Source organism: Sporolactobacillus kofuensis (genome assembly GCF_024125425.1).
Taxonomy (GTDB): Bacteria; Bacillota; Bacilli; order Bacillales; family Sporolactobacillaceae; genus Sporolactobacillus; species Sporolactobacillus kofuensis.
Map to the genome: position 1 here is coordinate 80,877 of NZ_JAMXWN010000008.1, position 22,950 is coordinate 103,826.

Consider the following 22,950-nt stretch of genomic DNA (forward strand, 5'->3'; position numbering starts at 1 on the left):
AAGTATGGTGTATTTATTTTACTCTTTCATTATCAATCTTTACAATATATAATTTAGAATAAATTAATATCGATATTAGATGAATGGGGTCTTCGAGTCATGGAGTTAAGACAAATTCAATACTTTATCGAGGCTGCAACAAGAGAGCATATCACCCAGGCATCTGCAGCTCTCCATGTGGCACAAAGTGCGATCAGCCGACAGATTTCCCTTCTCGAGGATGAGCTGGGCGTCGCACTCTTTACGCGTAAGGGGCGGAACATTCAACTTACTCAAGCTGGTAAAATTTTTCTTGACCATGCGGAACGCGGACTGCTCGAATTTAATAAAGCCGAGCAAAAAATTAAGGAATATCTGAATCCTGAAACCGGTTTAATTAGACTAGGTATCTCAACTAGTCTTTCGGTACACACTTTACCCATTGTTTTACAGGATTTCCACAATATACATCCGGGTATTGATTTTCAATTACACCAAGGAACCGTTCCCTATTTAATTAAATTGATTGAAAAGGGCAATATTGATCTCGCTTTCGCATCCCCGGTTCCAAAGCACCACGAGCTCGTACGCAGCAGTATTCTATATACTGAAGATATGGTTCTCTTGATGTCAAAGCAGCATGAAAAAGCAAAACGAGGATCCCTTCCATTGAGTCAATTAAAAAAAGAACGCTTCATCACATTCCGCAGCAAACTTTCCTTACAAGAATTATTTCGGGATGCGTGCAGACAAGCAGGCTTCGTACCAAATATCGTCTTTGAGGGTGAAGATATGGATACGATTAAAAGTCTGGTTGCTTCTAATTTCGGGATTGCATTAATGCCGGAAAATGCTGCTGCTTATAATCTTCCCGAGTCTGTTGCAGCAGTTCCTTTGAGTGCTCCAAAACTGTCACGATCCGTTGGTATTATCCGACCGCGTGACCGTGATCTCGCACCATCTGAACAACTCTTTTTCTTATTCATCGATGAATTCTATGAACGCTTGCATCGTTTTGGGCAATGAAACAGAGTTGTTCCAAAGGGGATCCAACTTATTCTGCCCCCCGTTTGCTCGCGATCATCAGGGGCCACCGCAGGCGATCCGGGAGCCTCCTCGGAAGAATCCATAAAGCCTGCGGGGTTTCTCTCGGCTCGCTGATCCTGCAGGAGTCTCACACCTACGTGCTTAATCAATAATATGCCATATAAAAAGGTGTCTCACAGTCCATAGACTTTTGAGACACCCGCTACTCGTTAAGCTTATTCAGTTCCCGTTTCTTTTTTATCTAATTGCTTTATTAGTTGGTCATGACGACGTCGTGACTCTTCTCCAACTTGTTCATCTGCATGATACGAAGATCGTGCAAGTGGGCCTGCTTCACAATGTTTGAAGCCTTTCGCCAATGCAATTTCTTTCAGTTCATTGAATTCTTCTGGTGAATAATAACGGACAACATCAAGATGTTTACGTGTTGGCTGTAGATATTGCCCAATCACCATAATGTCGACGTGATTGGCAAGCAAATCGTCCATTGCTTCTAAAATCTCTTCTTTTGTTTCTCCGAGTCCCACCATAATGCTTGACTTCACAGGTGTATTCGGACTAAGTTCCTTTACCCTTTTCAGAACGGCAAGTGAACGATCATAGGTTGCAATCGCTCGCACGCGTTTGGTCAACCTTCGTACGGTTTCAATATTATGATCAAAAATGTCAGGCTTCGCTTCCATCAAAGTTAAAATACTCTCATCATCGCCCTTCATGTCCGAAGGAAGCACTTCGATGGTACAGTATGGAGCTTTTCTACGAATCGCACGTATTGTTTCAGCGAAAACATAGGCACCCCCGTCTGTTAAGTCATCCCGAGCAACCGCAGTGACGACAACGTGGCGCAATTGCATTTTGCAAACCGAATCTGCCACACGCTCAGGTTCCCGAAGATCCAGTTCTGTAGGTCGGCCGGTCTTTACCGCACAAAAACGACAGCCTCTAGTACAAATATCACCGAGGATCATAAAAGTCGCAGTACGACGTGATGCCCAGCATTCATGAATATTCGGGCATTTTGCTTCTTCACAAACAGTATGTAGCCGTTCCTCACGCATTAAATGTTTAATGTCACGATAATCTTGATTGGTGTTCAGCTTAATCTTCAACCATTCCGGTTTTCTCAAATACGTTCCACGTTGATCCATGTGCTTGCCCTCCTAATGTATCTAGCCATTGTCCACTTATCTTGATAGATTCCATTGCTCAGATTCATATTTTTTCTTGGCCAAGTAAAGGACTTCTTGTTCCTCTTCCTCGCTCAGTGTAATGGGATTCAATTGAATACCAAGGCCTTTTTCAAACCCAGAATAAAAGGCACGTTTAACTTCTTCAATAGATACATCGCGCTTCAACAAGTCTTTCAATGCAACCGCTTTACCAGAGAAAGCCCGTTTTGCGCGTTGCTTTTGACGTTCACCTGCATAGTGAAAACAAGCGAACAGCTCGTTTTCATCAATTGCAATCGGAATCGATCCGTGCTGAAGAATCATACCCTTTTGCCGTGTTTGAGCACTCCCGGCCGCTTTTCTTCCCTCGACAACAAGTTCATACCACGATGCTTCCTCAAAGCATACCGGTGAATGCGAACGCCCAAAATTATCGTCAGGAATCGCAAGTTCAGCGTGTAACCCCATTGCTTTGAATCCTTCAAGTAATCCTTTTGACAATACCCGATAGGCGCCAACGACCGAACCTGGCATTTCAGGATAGTCTTCCGGGATGATCACACTGTACGTCAGCTCTTGATGATGTAAGACAGCTAACCCACCTGTTAATCTGCGCACGCATTCTGCACCAATCGCGTGTACACCTTCCAGATCGATTCTACCGGTAGTTTTTTGAAAGTAACCAAGTGACAATCCTGGGGGATCCCACCCATAGAATCGAAGCACCGGTTGTTTTCGTCCCTTTGCACCACATTCGAGCAGATATTCATCGAGCGCCATATTGTATGCCGGTGTATGGATTCCAGAATCGATAAATAGCCACTTTTGTTCAGTCATATCCTCTTCACCTCTTCAACCCTGTTCATGATTTTTGAACCCATGATTCCACTTTATGTTTTGCCGGCTGCAAATGAGCGCCTCATGGATGCACTTTACGAGGTTGTACATCTGAAATGTTCATAATAAATAAAGTATAGTTTCACAATCAGCTGTGCCATAATGCTCATTAGGACTGCACAACTTCTCCCACTATCATAACAAGAATATAAAGCCATGAATACTTGCTTAAGAAACAAAAATAAACTCAGGAATGGCAGTGTCATCAAAGCGATGGCTATGATACACTTAAAGGATAGTAAATTCGGTGTAACGAATCGTTTCGGGTTAATTGGTGATCAGTTTTTTCTATATAAATAGGTACATCTTCCAGTTTTTACAATTTAAGGAGCTCTTAATTGATGGATCGCTTTCTTCAGATGACTTTTATTCCTCAGATAGAGAATACATGGAACTTTTTCGTTTGGTTAACCGATGATCGTGGAAAGGCACTTTCTTTCTCGAGTTTACTGTCCGAGAAAGAATCGGTTCCAGATTGGCTAACAGCGACTTCTGCTTACCCTTATTTCCCATATCAAACGAAATTTGTTGATGGAAAAGATGAGAAGGAAGTTAACGGGATAATTATGCCTATGGCTCGTGTGTTTCAGTTGATTCGTGATGAGGCATTCTATACGCACCAGACAGATCTTTATCCCGGATTAACGATACAATGGTTTCGCCAAATCTCTGAAGCCCTCGCTATTTTATTAGAGAACGGTCACTTTTATCCCTTCTTTTATCATCTGAATCGTGGGAAGAATGATCAATGTTACTTCTGCCACTGGATTCCGGACGCCCACGCATTAAGTGAGAGTGGTTTGTTCGCCGACTGGCTAAGCCGTCTTCCACAGCTTGCTTTCTCAATTGAAGAACTTCAAGATCAGAAAGTACAGCAATGGCTGTATTTAGTCGTTATTTATTGGCTAAATGCTATGATTCGAGCTTTATCATCGACAACGGACGCTGAGGGACAGTCACAAATTGAGAGCATGACGCACGCTTCTCCCATCAGTCACGAGATCGTTCAGCAGCAAGTCACCAGTGGTCATCCGCTGCTCAGTTTCGGTAAACCTTGGTTGATTGTTCACGACCCAAAGGATATAACTCAAATGGAAAAACTGGAATTTGAGATGGCTGGATGGGTGCGTACGGTTTCTGCCAATCAGCAAGATTCTTGGACACAGGCCTTATTGAATTATAAACGAGAACAGATGGAAAATTACTTTGAGCCTGAACGTGCAGAGATTGTACTGAAACCGGCGGATCCTACCAACCTTTTTTCACAGTCAGCCCTTTGGTCCTATGCCATCAAAATATTTGGTTGGCAAAATGGGCATCTCGTCAAACAATCACCTGAACAATTAGAAGACTATTCCACGCTCGACGAAAAACACAGTTGGTTGTTTGATCGTCTACAGACGGTGAAATCTAAAGTGTCCAAGACTTTGATGCAGTTCTTCGATGGTCCATCGGAAGGTTTTCTTACCGTCAATGATCTCTCAGAGTTTTATCAATATGAAACGGTGCTATCAGAGGCATCGATTGATGTTTCATTTCCAAAAAACATTGATATAGAGGATGCCTCCGACTCAATTTCTATTGACCTAGACATTCATCCGTCAAAATTCGAAGATGGGCCATCTCTTTTCAGTCTTGCGTCCCTAATCAGTTATGATTGGCGAATTGCGATCGGAGACATGCAACTCAGTGCTGAAGATTTTAAGCAACTGGTCCAAGCAAACCAACCATTTATCCATCAAGGAACTAAATGGATCCACCTGCCGATGCAGCAAATAATGAAAGCTTATCAAGAAATGGCAGACACCTTGGACTTGTTTGACAAAACGCCCACCGTCTCTTCTGCAATGAAATTAGAAGCAACCAGACGCCGAAAACGAAACACACACCTTTCTATTCATCTGGATGCAAATCTTGATAACTATCTCAGCAATTTATTGAAGAAACCATCACGAACCGTACCCTTACCGGATGCATTTATCGGTCAACTGCGTCCTTATCAAAAGAAAGGCTATACATGGCTTGTCAATTTACGCCATCGACGCGTTGGCGGATGCCTAGCTGATGATATGGGATTAGGGAAAACCGTGCAGGCAATCGCTTATTTGGACTACTGTAAGCAGAATCCTGAGCAGCAGATCCAGGCTACCGGCAAGCCAAATGCACCGGCGCTGATCATTTGCCCGACATCTCTGGTCGCAAATTGGAAACATGAATGTGCAACCTTTTCGCCACAGCTTAAGATTTACATCCATCATGGCAGCGACCGATTGAGAGGTCCTGCGTTCAGAGACCAATTGAACCATTGTGATGTCGTGATCACCAGTTACGCGATCTATACAAAAGAAGCAAGTGAGCTGCTGAATTATTACTGGAATTGTGTCATTCTTGATGAGGCACAAGCAATAAAAAATCCGCATGCACAGAAAACCCGGGCACTCCGCCCTATTCAAACGGCACACCGACTTGTCTTAACCGGGACACCTATTGAAAATCATCTTGAAGAACTATGGTCAATCATGGATTTTCTGAATCCCGGCTATCTTGGTGCACTTGAACGATTCCGAAAGCAATTTATTCACCCGGTGGAAAAAAAGAACAGTCGTTCTAAGGCGAGTCAACTGACACGGATGATCCGCCCCTTTCTTCTACGGCGTGAAAAAACAGATAAGAAAATTATTCATGATCTGCCAGAAAAAGTCGAAGCAAAGCGGATTTGCAATCTAACAAAAAACCAAGCTTCTCTGTATCAGTCAATTGTTAATCGATTGAAGAAAAATGTAGTCCAAACCGGAGGCATCCAGCGAAAAGGCTTGATTCTCTCAACACTTACAAAACTGAAACAGGTTTGTGATCATCCATCTTTAGTAAGTGATCAACCTACTGATGATCAAACTTCAGGAAAACTTAATTTATTTTTTCATATTCTGGAACCGTTATTTGAGCAGGATGAGAAAGTGCTTGTCTTTACACAATATATCCAGATGGGCAAAATTCTTCTTGAAGAAACGCAGCGCCGTCATCCAGATGCTGAGATCTATTTTCTTCACGGAGCACTCAGCGCTGATCAGCGCCAAAAAATGATTGAAAACTTCCAGAACCCAACGAGTAAAAAGTCACTTTTTATTCTTTCATTAAAAGCTGGAGGCGTCGGTATCAATTTGACAGCAGCAGGTTATGTCATTCACTATGATCGTTGGTGGAATCCTGCCGTTGAAGAACAGGCGACCGACCGTGCCTATCGCATTGGTCAAGAGCGTAATGTCTATGTGTACAAACTCATTTGTGAAGGAACACTTGAAGAACGCATTGATCAGCTCATTGAACAAAAAAAGAATCTTCAAAAGCAAATCTTGAGTGGTGGAGAATCCTGGCTTACTGAAATGAGTGATCAGGAATTGATGAATTTGATTCAATTGCATGAGGGAGTGTTGTAACATGGTCCTTCGACTGACTTTCCGGAGTACCACGCTTGCGAAATGGCTTTCCCAGTTCGCAACGTACATGACGGGAAATACATTTAAACGGGGCATCAGCCTTTTTGATAAGCATCGTGTCTGGGATTATCATGCATCAGATAAAGGATTGCATGCAAGTGTTGAAGATATTCATCACACATTTTATCAGGTGCATATTCAGTGGCAAAAAGAGGACTACGAATTAACAGGAAACGCTCAGCGACTACCTATTCCCGACAAAATCGAAGTAAAATGTGAATGTACATCAGCCCACCCCTATTGTGCACATGCTGTAGCAGCGATTATCTACTGGATAAAGCGGCTGGACGACACCAAAAGCGAGCACACGCCTATTCTCTCAGTTGCAGACCAAGGCGACAGCCCTGCCTACCAACGTCTCCTGGAAAACTATAAAAATCTTGAACAGTCCGTTACACCGTCTTTTCAGCGATTCGATAAACAGAAGCTCATTAATCGGCCGGATTTCCAAGAGATTGCTGAGCAGATTGTCAAATCAGTGAGCGCTAATCAACATGATTAGCGCTCAATCCTTCAAAAATGAAACGCTCGAGCATACCATTTGTATCATTGACAAATGGGTTTTTTTTCAAAAAGAATCAGTTAAATTAGGTTCCAACAGTCCAAGATATGCCTGCACAAATGGCTATCTTGGTTTAAGCTTTTTTTGTTTTCACCTAAACAATGGCGAATAAATGTAATCTTTGACAAAAATGTGATGAGCGTTCAATTGATCACTTTTTCCCTCACCTAAAGTACAGGAATCGGGAAAAAGTGGGTTGTTGTTGTTGATTCTTCGGGTTATAATGCAAGTTACATAACCGAGTGTATTATTTTACTGAAAACTTAAAAATTGCAGACAGTTGCGTTTTCGACGCAACCGCGTTTCCTTCTGAGAAAGTGTTCGATGGATTGGATGTGCGCGAATACGAGGAGTGATGTGCATTGGAGAAGGTGTCCATAGGCTTACTTGGATTCGGAACAGTCGGTACAGGCGTTGTCCGCCTGATTACAAAAGATAGAGAGCGCCTCGAAGAGCGCACCGGCTGCAAGATCCATTTGGAGAAAGTACTTGTCCGTAACAAAAACAGAGCAAGAAAAGTCCTCATTGATAATCGAAAATTAACAACGAATGTGTATGAAATTCTTGACAATCCGGAAATCAATGTAATTATTGAGTTGATTGGTGGCGTAGATCAAGCTTATCGCTATATTCTTCGCGCACTGAGAAACAAAAAAAATGTGATTACCGCAAACAAAGATTTAATGGCTTCTTATGGTGAGGAACTCCTCCTAGAGGCACGGGCAAATCAATGTGACCTTTATTATGAGGCCAGTGTGGCCGGTGGTATCCCAATCCTGAGAACATTGACAGACAGTTTAGGTGCCGACCGCATTCAGAAAATGATCGGAATTGTGAATGGTACCACAAACTATATTCTGAGCAAGATGAGTGGTGAAGGATTGTCCTACGAGAAAGCACTCTCTTCAGCACAACGGCTCGGCTTTGCAGAAGCAGATCCGTCCTCTGATGTTGAAGGGCTTGATGCTGCGAGAAAAATGGTCATTCTGAGTCATCTCGCCTTTTCTATTCCAGTTAAATTAGATGATGTGAAAATAAAGGGCATCACAGATGTCACTCGAGAAGACATTGCTTTTGCTCAGAAACTCGGGTATACAATTAAGTTGGTCGGTATTTCAGAAGTCAACAACGGTGATATTGATGTGCGGGTTGGACCAACACTGCTCCCTAATGGACATCAGCTCGCGTCTGTCGAGAATGAAAACAATGCGATTTATGTCTACAGCTCCGTTCTTGGCGAAACCATGTATTATGGTGCTGGTGCTGGTGAAGGCCCGACATCAGTTTCCGTTATTTCCGACCTACTTTCTGTCATTCATAATATGAAGCTGGGCATGACTGGTAACCATATCTTTTTACCAAAGAAAGAACTCCATGCCCGCAAAGATAATCTTGTAGAAAGCCAATTTTTTGTTCGTATGCATATCAAAGATCAGCCAGGTTCCTTTTCTAAATTAACCGACCTGTTCAGGGAACAGAACATCAGTCTTGAAAAGCTCTATCAGGAACCGGTCCCTGGCCGAGATGTTGCTGAAATTGCTATAATTACGCACACGACCAATAAAGTTCGATTCGAGCAATCCTTTGATATTCTTAAGCACTTAGATGTTGTTGTAAACGCCAAATATTTCCGAGTTGAAAGGGGCTAACATCATGGTTTGGAAAGGTCTTATGGAAAAATACAAGGATGTTTTGCCGGTATCCGACAAAACACCACGATTGACTCTGCTCGAAGGAAATACTCCGCTCATTCCACTCGAGAAACTTTCCGAAAAATTAGATTGTGAAATTTACGGTAAATTTGAGGGATTAAATCCGACAGGCAGCTTTAAGGACCGCGGCATGTTTCTCGCCGTTGCGAAAGCAAAAGAAAGTGGTAGTACCGGGGTAATCTGCGCCTCAACTGGCAATACGTCTGCGTCAGCCGCTGCGTACAGTGCACGTGCTGGGATGGACTGTATCATCGTCATTCCAAAAGGAAAAATTGCACTCGGTAAATTAGCACAGTCGGTCATGTACGGTGCCAAGATTTTCGAGGTCAATGGCAACTTTGATCAAGCTCTGGATATTGTCCGTTATACTGGCGCACATTCTGATTTTACAATTGTGAATTCGATAAATCCATTTCGACTGGAAGGCCAAAAAACAGGTGCTTATGAGATTGTCGACCAGCTTGGTTCAGCGCCGGATGTCCTTTGCATTCCGGTTGGAAATGCTGGCAATATCTCTGCTTATTGGAAAGGATTCAAAGAGCTGCGCGACAACAAACAGATTGCCCCCCCTGAAATTCATGGTTTCGAAGCTGAAGGATCAGCAGCAATCGTGAAAAATAAGGTCATCGAACATCCTGAAACCATTGCAACAGCGATTCGGATCGGCAACCCGGCGAGTTGGAAACTTGCCGTTGCAGCTGAAAAAGAGTCTGGTGGAGAAATTGACTCCGTAACAGATGATGAAATTATTGCTGCGTACAAGCTCATTGCCCGTACGGAAGGAGTATTCGCCGAACCAGCATCCTGTGCTTCTATTGCCGGTCTTATTAAACATGTCAAAGCAGGAAAGATTAAGAAGGGATCTAAGATCGTCTGCATTTTGACCGGAAATGGGTTGAAAGATCCGGCGACTGCAATGGATACACTGACGATTGAGCCAACAATTATTGGGGCTGAGGAGTCGGCAGTTGTTGATCATTTGCAACAGGTGTCCAAATGAGTGAACCATCAGTATTTCAAATTAAAGTGCCTGGAAGCACAGCCAATCTTGGACCGGGGTTTGATTCGATCGGGCTTGCTTTCGAGCGTTATCTTATTTTGAATTGTTCCAAAGCGGAATCTTGGTCCTTTGTTTATCTCAAACAACCTGCTTTTCAACCTGAATTGCAGAATAACCTAATCTTTGTCACCGCAAAAAAAATTGCAGACCAACATGGGAAACACCTCCCTCCCTACTCGGTGGAGGTTCTTAATGATATTCCGCTCTCTCGTGGGCTCGGGAGTAGCGGTTCTGCAATTGTTGCAGGAATTGAGCTTGCAGATTTTCTGCTTGATCTACATCTTACGTTGGAAGAAAAATCTTGGATTGCGTGCCAAATAGAGGGACATCCTGATAATGTCACCGCTTCTCTGTATGGAGGATTGGTGGTCTCTACGCAATCAAGTACAGAGGTCTCAAGTGTCCGACTGTCCGCGCCAACGTTTGATTTTGTGACCGTTATACCATCCTATGAATTAAAAACAAGCGAAGCACGTAAAGTACTGCCAACAACACTCTCTTTCAAAGAGTCTATTGAGGCGAGCAGTGTCGCTAATGTATTAATTGCTGCACTACTGACAAGTAACGGTCCTCTAGCAGGAAAAATGATGGAAAGTGATCGCTTTCATCAGCCATTCCGTGCCAAGCTTATTCCTGAAATGGAAGAGATCCGCAAGCTCTCCGGTGAAAATGGAGCCTATGGTACATTCTTAAGCGGAGCCGGCCCTACGGTCATGTCTCTTGTGGATCATGCAAAAAGTAGACAAGTTCGTGATTGTCTGCAGCGTGCATTTCCAAATTTTGAATGTTTAGTGCTGCATCCTGTTAATCACGGTTCTTGCGTACAAATGATCTCCACAATATAGTTCACTTCATGCTTAAACAATAAATAGAAACCTCCCCATCTGCTCAAACTAAGCGTTGATGAGGAGGTTTTGTCATGAAAGTGAAAATTGGTTGGAAATTTATTATATTTTTTGCTGTTCTGTTCGGTGCACTCTATATTCTGTACATCGTCTTGCATTCTCAATTCTAATACACAACACGCGTATAGATGCGGGAAAAGAAGCCATTTCCTGCAACCGTTTGCATTATTTGCCTGATTATCCCTGTAATAATACGTCTTGTATCTTTCCGTCACTGTTCAGATGTTGCTGGCGCACGTGCATCACACTTACAAAAAGCGCATCAATTAAGGTCACCTGAGCAGCACGCGCCACATAAGATTCTGATCTGAAATCAGTGGGTACGGATACTGTATGGAGCGATATATCCATCATTTCAGCCAAAGCAGATTTCATAAACCCGGTTAAGCCAATTGTTGGACAGCCTTTTTGCTTTGCCGTTTTCGCAACTTGTACCAGATGTTTATCTGATGCCGAATATGAGATAAATACAGCAGTATCCTGCTCTGTCAACTGTGAGGCGGTCAATGTTTGGAATTCTCCATCGCTTGGTGCATAGGTCATGACACCGGCACGAACGAACTTTCGATGAGCTTCCTGTGCAACCAAGGCTGAACCACTACTGCTAAAAAACGCAATGCGTTCAGAGCGTGATAAAGTATGAATTGCTTTTTTGAATTGTTCACTATTTAGAATCTGGTAGGTATTCTCCAATGTGCGGATATTATCCTGAAAGACCTGCTCAGCCTGTGCCAATACTTCATCGTCCTGACCGGATTTCTTTGTCTCTTCAAAACGCTTACTTCGAGCGATATCTGAAGCAAGAACGATTTTCATTTCTTGGAATCCTTTAAAATCCAACCTGCGGCAGAACCGAAATACTGTTGCATCGGCTACCTTGATGCGTGCGGATACTTGATTAATACTACTGTGAATCGTTTCTTTGGGATGATTTAAAATATAATCGGCAATTTTGCGTTCTTTTTCGCTCAAATGTGGGTAGGCTGACTGAATACGAACGATACACTGACTCTCTGACATAGAATAGTCCCCCTCCTAATCGTTAATTCTATTGTACATCAAACGCTTTCATTTGAAAATAATTTTCTGTAAACGTTTTCTATTTTTTTAATAGCTTCAATGTCCATTACCTATTCATGAAGATTAGGTATCAAAACTATTCCCTAGTTCCTGCGAAACTCCTACGTAATTTGATCACTTCACTATTTAATCACTGCTTTCCTGCACTACCATGCCAACCTTTACTTTTATCATCTTCCATGTTTAAATGTAATGGATTAAACGCAGGATGTCTCCGCTGGGGTGAGGGTATATCTATACTTCAGTTAACTACAATCAGTGACTTCTGAAAATTCGCGGAATACTGTGAAAAAGAGAGCACCTATGCGCTTTGAAAATGATGAGGAGCGATGCACGTGTTTAAGAAAAATCTTGAAGATTTAAAAGCATATAATCCCGGTCCATCCTTGGAAGAAATTAAACAAATTTATGGTTTGAAAAGGATTGTCAAACTGGATTCTAACGAGAATGTCTATGGTGCTTCACCTAATGTACGAAAAGCGATTGCGAGCGATGTTCTTTTGCCTGAACTCTATCCCGATTGTCGTGATCAAGCGCTACGACTTGAACTAGCCAAACGGCTTGGTATCGAACCGGAACACTTTCTATTTGGCACCGGTTTAGATGAAATCATTGTTTTAATCAGCCGAGCCTTTCTATCTACCGGCGACAATATTATCATGGCTTGGCCAACCTTCTATGAATACTATTGTCACGCTCAAATTGAAGGCGCAACAACGAAAAAAATTCCATGTGATCAAAATGGAAAGCACGCGATCAATGCGATGCTGGATGCGATTGACGCTTCAACGAAAATCATATGGATCTGTAATCCGAACAATCCTACAGGAACATATCTCACTGCAACCGAACTTGATTCCTTTATTCAACGGGTACCAAGCAATGTTCTTATTGTTCTTGACGAAGCTTATATTGATTTTGTTACGGCTGAAGACTTTCCAAATGGATTGAAATACTTGGAAACAAAGGAAAATGTGCTTGTTCTCAGAACTTTTTCTAAATCCTACGGCTTGGCATCATTCAGGATTGGTTATGCGGTTGGCTCCCAACGCGTCATCGATGAAATTGACAAAGTGAGACCCCCATTTAATAATCCTCGGCTGAGTCAAGTGGCAGCACTCGCAGCGCTCAAAGATGATCAATTTAAAGATGAGTGTGTGCGAAAGAACAATGAAGTGATCGCCATGACCACTGCATTTCTTGATGAGAAAGGTATCCCCTATTTTAACACGCAGGCAAATTTCATTTTTATTAAGGTTGATGAACCACAAAAAATCGCTGAGTTTTGTAGAAAAAACGGCTTTCTAATTAATGCATTTCAAACAGGAGTACGTATTACGATCGGAAAAAAGGAAGATATGAAAACACTGCTCAATATTCTTGATCAGGCGATAAAAACTTTTGCTCCGGAACCAAGCAAGTAAATTGATGAAAAAACACCATTAAAGTCAAACAGTATGTTTAAATTTAATGGTGTTTTTCTGATCTAAAGGTAATATGTGAGATGCCACGGGATCGGTGCCAGAGCGACCCCACAGCAGATCTAAGCCTGTATGGTGATACTCCGTTCACCTGTGACAAACGAACACATCGCAATAATCAAATAAAAACTTCAGGGGATTTTAATAAAGCCTTCAGAAAAAAAGGAAAATATTTTTCTTTACAAATAAACAGATAGCTGTTACAATTTGGACACAATCAGTTAAGCAAGTTCAACTTTGTGAACTGCAATGATGAAGACAACGGTCTTAACGAAATCAGTCGCCAGAGAGCCGGCATTTGCTGAAAGTCGGTACGGTTTCATTTTGATTGAGCACTTCGGAGCAAATTTGCTGAAAAATTGATCAAAACAGAGCGTTTGATTAATCAGTGAGTAGGCAAATTCGGCTTTTGGCCGTTATCGTATGTAACGAAGGTCGCCTTTATGATTTACTTAGGCGATAAATGAGGGTGGCACCACGAATATTAGCGTCCCTCGCGACATGTATACCATGCCGCGGGGGACGTTTTTATTATATTGCGAGCGGTTATGCATCTAATTGCCCCGTTTTTCGCAGATCAAACAGAAACAGAAGGGATGAGTTCATTGTATTTAGATCAGTCGTATTTATTTACACCAGGTCCGACCCCTATTCCTAACGTTGTCAACGCCGCTATGGCGCGCCCGATGATCGGGCACCGGAGTCCTGATTTCTCTGTCCTGATAGAAGATGTCGCTACTCGGCTTCAACCCGTGTTCGGCACCAAGCATCCTGTTATGATTTTGACCAGTAGCGGTACCTCGGCACTCGAGGCCGCTGTCGTAAATACGGTTCATGAAGGAGACCACGCTATTGTTATTGTTGCTGGATCTTTTGGGGACCGCCTTGCTTCGATCGCGAAAAATTACGGGGCAACCGTACACCGTTTATCTATTGAGTGGGGTAAATCCTGCTCCACGGAACAACTTGAAGCATTTATCGACAGTCTTTCCGGTACTCCGATTAAAGCAGTCTTCGGCACGTTCAACGAAACATCTACAGGTGTCCTGAATCCTATTCATGCGCTTGGCACCGTGGTTAAACAAAAGACGGATGCATTGTTCATCGTCGACGGTGTAAGTTGCATCGGTGCCGTTCCGGTCGATATGGAACAAGACAATATCGATCTGCTCGTCACCAGTTCACAGAAAGCATTGATGCTTCCTCCGGGTCTTGCTTTCGTTGCTGTCAGTGACCGCGGCTTACAAGCAATTCGCGAATGTCCGGAAAGACGCTTTTATCTCGACTTGAAACGTTATGTAGATACTTATGAAAAACAAAAATCAACGCCGTTCACTCCCGCTGTTTCCCTCATTCAAGGCGCACAAGCCGTCTGCGATATGATCGAAGAAGAAGGATGGGATAATGTGATCAAGCGCCATCTTTTACTTAGAGATATGATGCGTGCCGGAATTCGTGAATTGGGTCTTCCGCTTCTAACTTCTGATGCAGATGCTTCACCAACTGTTACAGCAGTTAAGCCAGAAGGCCTATCGGCACCAGACATTCAAAAGGCCCTGAAAAAGGACTTTTCAATAACGATTGCAGGCGGTCAAAAAGACTTAAAAGGAAAGATTTTCCGAATTGGCCACATGGGTTATTGCACACCGTTCGATGTATTGAAAGTGTTGAGCGCTCTTGAAATGACATTAGCTAAATTTGGACAAGCACCGCGATTCGGTTCTGCCGTCAAAAAAGCTGAGGAGGTTTATGTACAGCATGTATAAAGTTATTGTTACCGATCCGATCAGTGAAAGCGGCTTGCGGGCATTGACCAGTAATCCTGAATTCAAGGTTGACCAAAAAACCGGACTTGATCCCGTTGTACTCGCAGAATTGATCAAGGATTATGATGCATTGATTGTCCGCAGCCAAACTCAAGTCACTCGTGATATTATTATGGCTGCTGATCGGCTGAGAGTCATCGCCCGCGCAGGTGTCGGCGTCGACAATATTGACATTGAAGCTGCTACGGAAAAAGGTATTATCGTCATTAATGCTCCTGCAGGGAACACGATCGCAGCAACGGAGCACACATTGGCAATGATGCTGTCACTGGCGCGCAGCATCCCTCAGGCATATGGCTCATTGACTTCAGGAAAATGGGAACGTAAGCTTTTTAAAGGCGTTGAACTCTATCAAAAAACACTTGGTGTTGTTGGCATGGGCAGAATCGGAACTGAAGTCGCGAAACGTGCCAAAGGTTTTGAGATGAACATTCTCGGTTATGATCCGTTCTTAACTGAAGACCGTGCCAAGAAGCTAGGCATAATCAAAGCCAGTCTAGATGAAATTGCCGAGCAAGCGGATTTCATTACCGTCCACACACCGCTTACCCCAGAAACACGTGGATTAATTAATGCCGACTACTTTGCGAAAACAAAAAAAGGTCTGCGCATTGTTAACTGCGCGCGCGGTGGTATTATTGACGAACAAGCATTGGTGGATGCCGTAAACAGTGGACAAGTCGCTGGAGCAGCCATTGATGTATTCGAGCATGAGCCACCTCAGAATATCGGGCTCACGCAGAACCCGCGCATCATTGTCACACCGCACCTTGGTGCATCTACTACTGAGGCACAAGAAAAAGTCGCAGAATCCGTTAGTGAAGAGATCGTCGGCATCTTTACTGCAGGCAGCGTTCAGCATGCGATTAACCTGCCACATATTTCAGCTTCGGTTCAGCAAAAAATTAGACCTTATTTAACCCTAAGTGAACAGATGGCTGAATTGTTGATGCAAATCTTTAAGAAAGCACCTGAAAAAATTAATATCAATTATTACGGTGAATTATTTCTCGAAGATACAGGTTTGCTTACTCGACAAATGATCAAGGCTCTGCTCTCTTATTATTTAGATTCTTCGATCAATATTGTTAACGTGATGCAAGTCCTTAAAGCACATAGTCTCGCCTACACAGTACAGAAAAATGCTGCACATAAAGGTTTTACAAACTTCATCGAACTTGAGATCGTGAATGGTGAAGATCGTGCAACGATTGCCTGCACGTATTTATCCGGATTCGGCGGACGTATCGTCTCGATCAATGGCTACCGTCTTGATATGGAACCAGAGAAGTATCTCCTTTATATCGACCATATGGATGTTCCTGGAATGATTGGAAACGTTGGATCGATACTCGGTAAAGGTCATATCAACATTGGCAGTATGTATGTAGGTCGAGAAGCAATTGGCGGAAAAGCGGTCATGGTGCTCACACTCGATAAGAAAGTACCAGAAGAAGTACACAAAGAAATTCTCGGCATTCCAGATCTGAATGATGTACAGTTTGTTGAGATCGATATGCCCGAAGAAGATAATTAACAAATACATTTTCTAAGCTCGCCTCCGGTTCCTTTTTGGGACTGGAGGTTTTTAGTTGTCAAAAAAACGTAATGCCAATTGAATTAAAAATATTAACAAGTGGATAAGTGAGCGTCATAAAGAATCCCAATACAATTCCATTGTAGATTAGAAGATGCCTTGCCGACCCTTTTTTTATAAGAGTTGAACCTAAAATTGATCCAATGACAGCTCCTCCCCCAAATAATCCTTCGCTAATACCCTATACAAAACCTTGAACCTTGAAAGTTTGTAGCATTAATGAATTATAAACAACGTTGAACACGCCAACTGAGATCAATCAGCTATGTGTGAGTGGATTGAGTATTACAATATGTCTCGAATCAAAGAAAAGCTCGGTGGTCTAAGTCCGAATGAGTATCGGATTGCAACCACCGAGCAAGTAGCTTAATAAAAATGTCCAACTTTTGGGGTTTGGATCACCATCTTCTATCTGCTTAATCTCTTTTTTTATTGTGTCCTTGACAGGGAGGGGTACCAGTTTAATAAATGGCCCGCTCTTAACATACATTTTATTTAGTCAACCCTAACACGAGCTGCTGTACATCCGCAATCGAATCGAGTATATAATCTGCACCATGATCCTCTAACTCACCGCGCGCTTTCTGTCCGGATAGTCCGGTCAGCACACCGGCAAAACGGCAACCGAGCTGCTTGGCACAGAGCAAATCGGCGAGTGAATCTCCGACGATTAACGTTTGATCGCCATTCGGCAATTGCTCCGGTTGTCTGGCCGTCCAACGTTTCAGATCACTGTCCTTGCCATAATAGGAAGCTAAGTAAGTAAAAGGATGTGGCTTTGCCAATGGTGCGGCGTCAAATGCTTTTTCAGCCGAAAGGACATCATCTGCAGTCGCAATATGATTCGGATCAAGCTCATCAATCCACTGTAAATAAGTAAATGGTTTGAACGTCTCAAGTCTTGGTCGTCCGGTAGCAATTCCTACGTTCAACCCTTGTTCTCGAAAAGTACGAAACATGCCGCGAATATAGGCCGGGTCAGCCAAGGTGACCTCATCATTCATGAATCCATGTTTTCCTGTTTGCACAGAAGGAAGACCTGTTGCTCCAAGAACATTTTCATCACCAATGTACCATTCCTGAGAAGCATGTTCGCCAATATGCCATAAAGCACTCTTTGGCTGAAATGCATCCGTCTTGATTCCAAGCCGTGTCTCAGCGATTTGATTCAGGTATACGATCAATTCCTGTTTTACAGCCGTTGTATTTTGATATTCAACCATGACTTGCGAATAATCTGTTGTGACCGGATATTCTTTAAACAAGGTTCTGAATTTATCTAGAGTTGCACGGTCGATCGTCTTCGTCAGCAAATTCGCTGCCTCAATCCTTACAGGTTCAGGCAATTGTGCCGTTAAATGGATCAGTTGTACGGAAAAGGTTATGTAAATCATATCCCAATTCGCATTCATACCACGGGATTTAAGGAAGTTCAAAATTTCATCGTTCAAAAAGATTTTAGAACGGGTTTCAGCAATTTCCGCATCGCTATATTCTGTCTTGAAGCTTTGCGTATTGCCAAGACCTAGATAATGATCACTCATCAGTAATTCTCGAACTGTGAGCGCCGATGCGTCAAAATAACGTTCCTCACTAAGAAAAACGCCATCAACATCGAATAAAACCGTTTGAATCATTTTTTCACCGATCCTCTCGTCCTTTTCATCAGTGTATCATAGATCTAGCGGTTCTTCCTATCATTTTCCGTTCAGCGCATGACCTTTTTTTGCCAGTATCGTCCAGTTCTGACCAGCGTTTTCCGTAAGATAAAGATCACCATGTAACGTAAGTACAACCGCCTCTTCAGGCTTGACCGGATTTTGGACAATTTGAGTTAAGCGATCACTTTCCACCGTTCCCATATCAAGATTGATCGTCTTCTTCTGATTGGGCAGAACTTGAAAGAGCGATGTCTCATCCCCTGCTGAACCGGCAAGTAATGAGGGCTGTGTTGAATAGCCATAAGCTAGTGCAGTTATCGAATGTCCTTTTAGAAAATGATGAAAATGTAGCCCATGATCGTCACTGACAAAGAGTCCTTCTGATGTACCAATCGCAAGTTGATTTTTATCTTTTGGTGCTGCAGCAATCATCTGGACCTTACCTCTGACGTTACGAATGGGTTGATTGATCCAACGCTTTCCGTCATCTGAGTATTTGAGCGTCCACTTACTTCCTGATTGCTGTAAATGATAAACTCTTTGATTCGAATAACTTGCTCCCCAGAATCCGTTGCTGTCGCTTAATGATTGATTCCGTAAATGTTTCTGCTGTAACGTTCTCCATTCTAATCCCTCTTTGTCGACACGTATGAAGCCTTGTTGGACCGGGATGAGATTCACCACTTCATGAGAACCCTTGAGCGGTTCCGATCGCCACGTTTGATCATGATAAATGAACAGCTTTGAACGATTACCCATCCAAAAAATTTTACCGTCACTGCTGTACCCTGAACCGAGTACGTGATCAAAATGGACGCCTACTTTGTTATTTGAATTTTCCTCATGAACAGTGTAAATAATCCATATCGCTGCTCCTGCAAGTAGAAGAATAAAGACAATTTTTGCCAGTAGTAGCCAAAATACCCATTTCACACTGCTCTTTCCGTTTGCTGATTCTTCATGATTCTGGTCTTTTGTTTCACTCACTTGATACCACTCCGTTTTCATTATTCACTTCATTGTACCGAATTGACGGTCAGAAACCTAGCAAAGTGCCACACCCAAGATATTAATATTTACCATTAAAGACAGAAACAGCGCCGCAGGAGGTACCTGCGACGCTTCATCCCCACATATAAAAACAAACAAATTAATCACCATCGAACATATTGAAGAATCCTCCTGCGAGGCTCCCTTCATCTTTGCTTCTTCCAACCGGATTGCCTGGCATAGCACTAAACACACGGCTTGCCAGTCTGCTAAAGGGAAGTGATTGAACAAGCACTTTTCCCGGTCCTCTTAACGTTGCAAAAAACAAACCTTCACCGCCAAACAACGCTGTCTTCACACCTTTTACAAACTCAATGTCATAGTCCACTGAGCTGGTCATGGCAACAAGGCAACCGGTATCCACTTTCAGTGTCTCTCCAGGTGCAAGCGCTAATTCTTTAACCATACCGCCAGCATGAACAAACGCAAGTCCATCCCCTTCAAGTTTCTGCATAATAAACCCTTCGCCGCCGGAGAATCCGGTGCCCAGTTTCTTTTGGAAAGCAATACCGACGGAGACACCTTTTGCAGCACAAAGAAAAGAGTCTTTCTGACAGATCATTTGACCATCATACAGGCTGAGGTCGAGCGGAATAATTTTACCAGGATATGGTGAGGCAAAGGAGACATGCTTCTTTCCGCTGCCTTCATTCGTAAAAGCGGTCATAAATAAACTTTCGCCGGTCAATAAGCGTTTCCCGGCACCAAATAACTTGCCCATAATGCCGCTGCCCTGGCTGCTCCCATCACCAAAGATCGTCTCCATGGCAATGCCGTCTTCCATCATCATAAAACTTCCTGCTTCAGCAATGACCGTTTCGGTCGGATCCAATTCAATTTCAACAAATTGCATCTCTTGGCCTTCAATTTTGTAGTCAATATCGTGATTATTCACGCAGGTACCCTCCTGATTGTCTTTGATCAAGCATAGAAAATTTTTTAGGTTGTAAAGCTTATTTGAAAGCGATGATGTAGTAATCTGTGACCGGCTCGATAAAAATACCGCTCGGATCAATAGCTTTCAGTTGATCGTAGATTTCTTTCTCAAAATTGGGTGCATCTGTGCCGAGAAGGTCCTTTCGACATGCTGAAGTGGAGTAGAGATAACCAATAATTGATGGAATGTCACGTTGTCTTTCTGTTTTGATCTGGCCGGTTGCCAAATCGTGAAAAGAGGAGTGTTCCAATAGGGTTTCATGGCGCTCACCAAAATCAACTTGCTCTGATTCATGAAACCATTTGTCGACTATATGCTGGACAGCCTGCTGCCATTCCAGAGAGCGGTCGCCAAGGATATGGCCCTGACCGACAAGTGCTAGAGCCCCTCCAGGCTCGAGTCTGTCGTAACAAAGTTCTAATACGCGCTCGCGATCCATCCAATGAAAGGCATCACCTGAAGTAATCAGGCGGAATGTCCCTAGATTTTCATCCATGTTCTCTGAGGGCATATTCACCCATTTCATTTTTTCAATATCAAGTAATTCACATTGGCTTTGGGCGGACTGAAGCATGTCTGCACTGACGTCTAGCCCAATGGCTTCTTCAAAATACGCAGCCATGGGAAACGTGAGTTTTCCGGTTCCACAACCAAGATCAAGTAGTCTGCCTTTTCCGTTCAATTGGCATTTATCAGCCAGCGTTTGAATCAATGTGTCACTGTATTGGCCTCGATATTTCAGATAATAATAGGCAGCGCCATCAAAAAGGCCATGCGTTTTTACAATCTGTTTCACTCGATCACCTGTCTCTCAACCGATTCATTTATTTTTTTCAAACGACTTCCCTATCATTATTCTCTTTGTGGAAGTGGCTCTCTTTGTCCCCACATACAGCTTTAGTAATCTGGTAACCGTATATCATGAACACCTTTCTTATTTTAACATACTATACCTTCCGACCGGACATTTTTGAAGCTGATTAGCAAAATCAAACACGTACTTTTTTTGTGGACTAGGGGGATGAGCACATGCATGGGTTGATGATACTCTTGATCAGTGTCGCGGCGAGCATTGATAATTTTGCTGTGGGTATGACTTACGGGATACAGGGAAAGAAGATTACTTGGATGGCAAATCTATTTATGGCTTCTGTCGCATTAGTGACCTCGCTTGTCACGATTATCGCTGGGTCACTTATCGGATTCACAATACCCGAGTTCATGTCAGGGCTAATAAGTGGGATGATGATTCTAGGTATTGGCCTCTGGTCACTTTTCGGAGCTTGGCACCATCGTGAAAAGCCATCGAAATCGATTCCGCAGGCAGATCAGATCGACCGTGATCAAAACAATGTGATTACATTCAACGAAACCTTTTGGCTGAGTTTTGCTCTTGCTTTCAACGCGATGGGTACCGCTTTTAGCGCAGGGATCGGTGGACTAAATCCGATAGGTGTGGCCATGTCCGTTGGCGTGTTCTCATTTTTCTCCATTGAAGCCGGTCAATACTTAGGTTTGAAGAAAATCAGGTCGCATTTCGGCACTTTATCTGAATATGTTGCCGCAATACTTCTTCTTTGTATTGCTATTTATATAATCTTGTCAGCTATGTAACTGGATTAGAATTTCTAATAGAATAAAGGTTCACTTGGTTTTTTCCACACTATGTCTTTGCCAAGGCAATACGCTCAGCTGAGAAGTCTTGATTTCGGTTGGGTACTTCATTTCTGGACAGGCTGAATTTTAACGCTGACCAGCCACATGTTCTTTGTGTTAAATGGCGGCGAAGATTTCAGACAATCAATGAAAAGGACCTTCCTTTTGGTGGCGGTAGACTTTAGACAATTTTCGAGCAAGCATGTACAGTCCATAAGCAGATAATGCATAGATGATCCCAAGAAATGCACCCTCAATCAAATCTGCCCTTCTTTCAATGAACGCTGTATAAAATAATCCAAACGACAATGCGGCTGGAAAAAGAATTAAATCATGTGTGTGAAAGAATAGTTTTACCAATGCAATTAACATCATTATGGCCCCAAATGCTGATACAGTCTGAACAATAATCATTTGAATCATACGTGACACCTGCTTTCATAGTCTACCGCTCCGTCAATAGCCATATCTCATTGTATGCATAAGCTTGTCTTCCCATGCCTCGATTCAGCTTAGTCGGAAAAGCCCTTCATAGGAATAACCATGCAGTCACTGTCTTAGTTGCCCTACCCCAATTCCAGCTTAAAGGTTTAGCTAAGAAAAACCGGGCAAAAAAACAGCCAAGTCCTTACATCTTCAGGATGCTGTAGCTTTCGCGTTGCATTTGGTATTAAATCGCCCCAATTGCTCCCCATCCGCGGGCGATCCGTGAGCCTCTTCGGTCAACCCATAATCTGCGCATTTGGTCACATAACTTTGCAAGGTCAACTATCAAAATTTAACAGAGCTTTCATAAAAAAAAGATTCGAAGGTCTGCTCCTTCGAATCTTAACC

The 22,950-nt window shown here is 42.9% G+C and carries 19 protein-coding genes; 11 read left to right on the plus strand and 8 right to left on the minus strand.

The features are described from left to right. The first annotated feature begins 99 nt into the window (after positions 1 to 99). A complete protein-coding gene (gltC, locus tag NIE32_RS08100; RefSeq protein WP_253054658.1) occupies positions 100 to 1,005 on the plus strand; it encodes a glutamate biosynthesis transcriptional regulator GltC in 906 nt (301 codons plus the stop codon). A gap of 236 nt (positions 1,006 to 1,241) precedes the next feature. Here the strand turns inward: gltC and lipA are convergent, their stop codons facing one another. Together lipA and NIE32_RS08110 are read right to left on the minus strand one after the other, a co-directional pair. Beyond that, positions 1,242 to 2,174 carry a lipoyl synthase gene (lipA, locus tag NIE32_RS08105; protein WP_253054660.1) on the minus strand — a complete coding sequence of 311 codons (933 nt, stop codon included), beginning with the start codon at positions 2,172 to 2,174 and terminating at the stop codon, positions 1,242 to 1,244. Positions 2,175 to 2,210: 36 nt separating this feature from the next. Further along, entirely contained in the window at positions 2,211 to 3,032 is an 822-nt protein-coding gene (locus NIE32_RS08110) for a lipoate--protein ligase family protein (RefSeq protein ID WP_253054662.1), read from the minus strand. Between the two features lie 401 nt (positions 3,033 to 3,433). Here NIE32_RS08110 and NIE32_RS08115 point away from each other — a divergent pair, with 401 nt between their 5' ends. From NIE32_RS08115 to thrB, 5 genes are all read left to right on the plus strand, one after another. Continuing rightward, the gene (locus NIE32_RS08115; RefSeq protein ID WP_253054663.1) at positions 3,434 to 6,529 is read left to right on the plus strand and encodes a DEAD/DEAH box helicase; all 3,096 of its coding nucleotides are present in this window, start codon (positions 3,434 to 3,436) and stop codon (positions 6,527 to 6,529) included. A 1-nt stretch (position 6,530) separates the two neighbouring features. Then, positions 6,531 to 7,091, plus strand: coding sequence for an SWIM zinc finger family protein (locus tag NIE32_RS08120; protein ID WP_253054664.1), 561 nt, complete (start codon positions 6,531 to 6,533; stop codon positions 7,089 to 7,091). Between the two features lie 422 nt (positions 7,092 to 7,513). Next, the gene (locus NIE32_RS08125; RefSeq protein WP_253054665.1) at positions 7,514 to 8,800 is read left to right on the plus strand and encodes a homoserine dehydrogenase; all 1,287 of its coding nucleotides are present in this window, start codon (positions 7,514 to 7,516) and stop codon (positions 8,798 to 8,800) included. A 4-nt stretch (positions 8,801 to 8,804) separates the two neighbouring features. Further along, positions 8,805 to 9,863, plus strand: a complete 1,059-nt coding sequence (thrC, locus tag NIE32_RS08130) for a threonine synthase (RefSeq protein ID WP_253054667.1) — start codon at positions 8,805 to 8,807, stop codon at positions 9,861 to 9,863. Continuing rightward, a complete protein-coding gene (gene thrB, locus NIE32_RS08135) occupies positions 9,860 to 10,768 on the plus strand; it encodes a homoserine kinase (protein WP_253054669.1) in 909 nt (302 codons plus the stop codon). Before thrC ends, thrB begins: the two co-directional genes overlap by 4 nt. A 237-nt stretch (positions 10,769 to 11,005) precedes the next feature. On the opposite strand, the gene NIE32_RS08140 is transcribed toward thrB, so the two are convergent. Next, positions 11,006 to 11,848 carry a MurR/RpiR family transcriptional regulator gene (locus tag NIE32_RS08140; RefSeq protein WP_253054671.1) on the minus strand — a complete coding sequence of 281 codons (843 nt, stop codon included), beginning with the start codon at positions 11,846 to 11,848 and terminating at the stop codon, positions 11,006 to 11,008. 395 nt (positions 11,849 to 12,243) lie between these two features. Between NIE32_RS08140 and hisC the strand changes: the two genes are divergently transcribed. From hisC to NIE32_RS08160, 4 genes are all read left to right on the plus strand, one after another. Then, complete coding sequence (gene hisC, locus NIE32_RS08145) at positions 12,244 to 13,332, plus strand: histidinol-phosphate transaminase (RefSeq protein WP_253054673.1); 1,089 nt, start codon at positions 12,244 to 12,246, stop codon at positions 13,330 to 13,332. A gap of 653 nt (positions 13,333 to 13,985) precedes the next feature. After that, positions 13,986 to 15,155: a pyridoxal-phosphate-dependent aminotransferase family protein gene (locus NIE32_RS08150; RefSeq protein WP_253054675.1), complete on the plus strand. Its 1,170-nt coding sequence runs from the start codon at positions 13,986 to 13,988 to the stop codon at positions 15,153 to 15,155. Then, positions 15,148 to 16,752 carry a phosphoglycerate dehydrogenase gene (gene serA, locus NIE32_RS08155; RefSeq protein ID WP_253054677.1) on the plus strand — a complete coding sequence of 535 codons (1,605 nt, stop codon included), beginning with the start codon at positions 15,148 to 15,150 and terminating at the stop codon, positions 16,750 to 16,752. Before NIE32_RS08150 ends, serA begins: the two co-directional genes overlap by 8 nt. Before the next feature lie 325 nt (positions 16,753 to 17,077). Beyond that, on the plus strand, positions 17,078 to 17,182 hold the full coding sequence (locus NIE32_RS08160; protein WP_381452258.1) for an IS3 family transposase: 105 nt from the start codon (positions 17,078 to 17,080) through the stop codon (positions 17,180 to 17,182). A 121-nt stretch (positions 17,183 to 17,303) separates the two neighbouring features. On the opposite strand, the gene NIE32_RS08165 is transcribed toward NIE32_RS08160, so the two are convergent. From NIE32_RS08165 to NIE32_RS08180, 4 genes are all read right to left on the minus strand, one after another. After that, positions 17,304 to 18,449: an HAD family hydrolase gene (locus tag NIE32_RS08165; protein WP_253054679.1), complete on the minus strand. Its 1,146-nt coding sequence runs from the start codon at positions 18,447 to 18,449 to the stop codon at positions 17,304 to 17,306. 60 nt (positions 18,450 to 18,509) lie between these two features. Beyond that, positions 18,510 to 19,460 carry a hypothetical protein gene (locus tag NIE32_RS08170; protein ID WP_253054681.1) on the minus strand — a complete coding sequence of 317 codons (951 nt, stop codon included), beginning with the start codon at positions 19,458 to 19,460 and terminating at the stop codon, positions 18,510 to 18,512. Positions 19,461 to 19,623: 163 nt separating this feature from the next. Next, positions 19,624 to 20,418: a TIGR00266 family protein gene (locus NIE32_RS08175; RefSeq protein ID WP_253054683.1), complete on the minus strand. Its 795-nt coding sequence runs from the start codon at positions 20,416 to 20,418 to the stop codon at positions 19,624 to 19,626. Positions 20,419 to 20,476: 58 nt separating this feature from the next. Beyond that, the gene (locus NIE32_RS08180) at positions 20,477 to 21,256 is read right to left on the minus strand and encodes a class I SAM-dependent methyltransferase (RefSeq protein ID WP_253054685.1); all 780 of its coding nucleotides are present in this window, start codon (positions 21,254 to 21,256) and stop codon (positions 20,477 to 20,479) included. Between the two features lie 233 nt (positions 21,257 to 21,489). Here NIE32_RS08180 and NIE32_RS08185 point away from each other — a divergent pair, with 233 nt between their 5' ends. Beyond that, positions 21,490 to 22,074 (plus strand): manganese efflux pump MntP, encoded by a 585-nt coding sequence (locus NIE32_RS08185; protein WP_253054687.1) that lies wholly within the window; start codon positions 21,490 to 21,492, stop codon positions 22,072 to 22,074. 186 nt (positions 22,075 to 22,260) lie between these two features. Here the strand turns inward: NIE32_RS08185 and NIE32_RS08190 are convergent, their stop codons facing one another. Then, positions 22,261 to 22,539, minus strand: coding sequence for a hypothetical protein (locus NIE32_RS08190; protein ID WP_253054689.1), 279 nt, complete (start codon positions 22,537 to 22,539; stop codon positions 22,261 to 22,263). Positions 22,540 to 22,950: the final 411 nt, after the last annotated feature.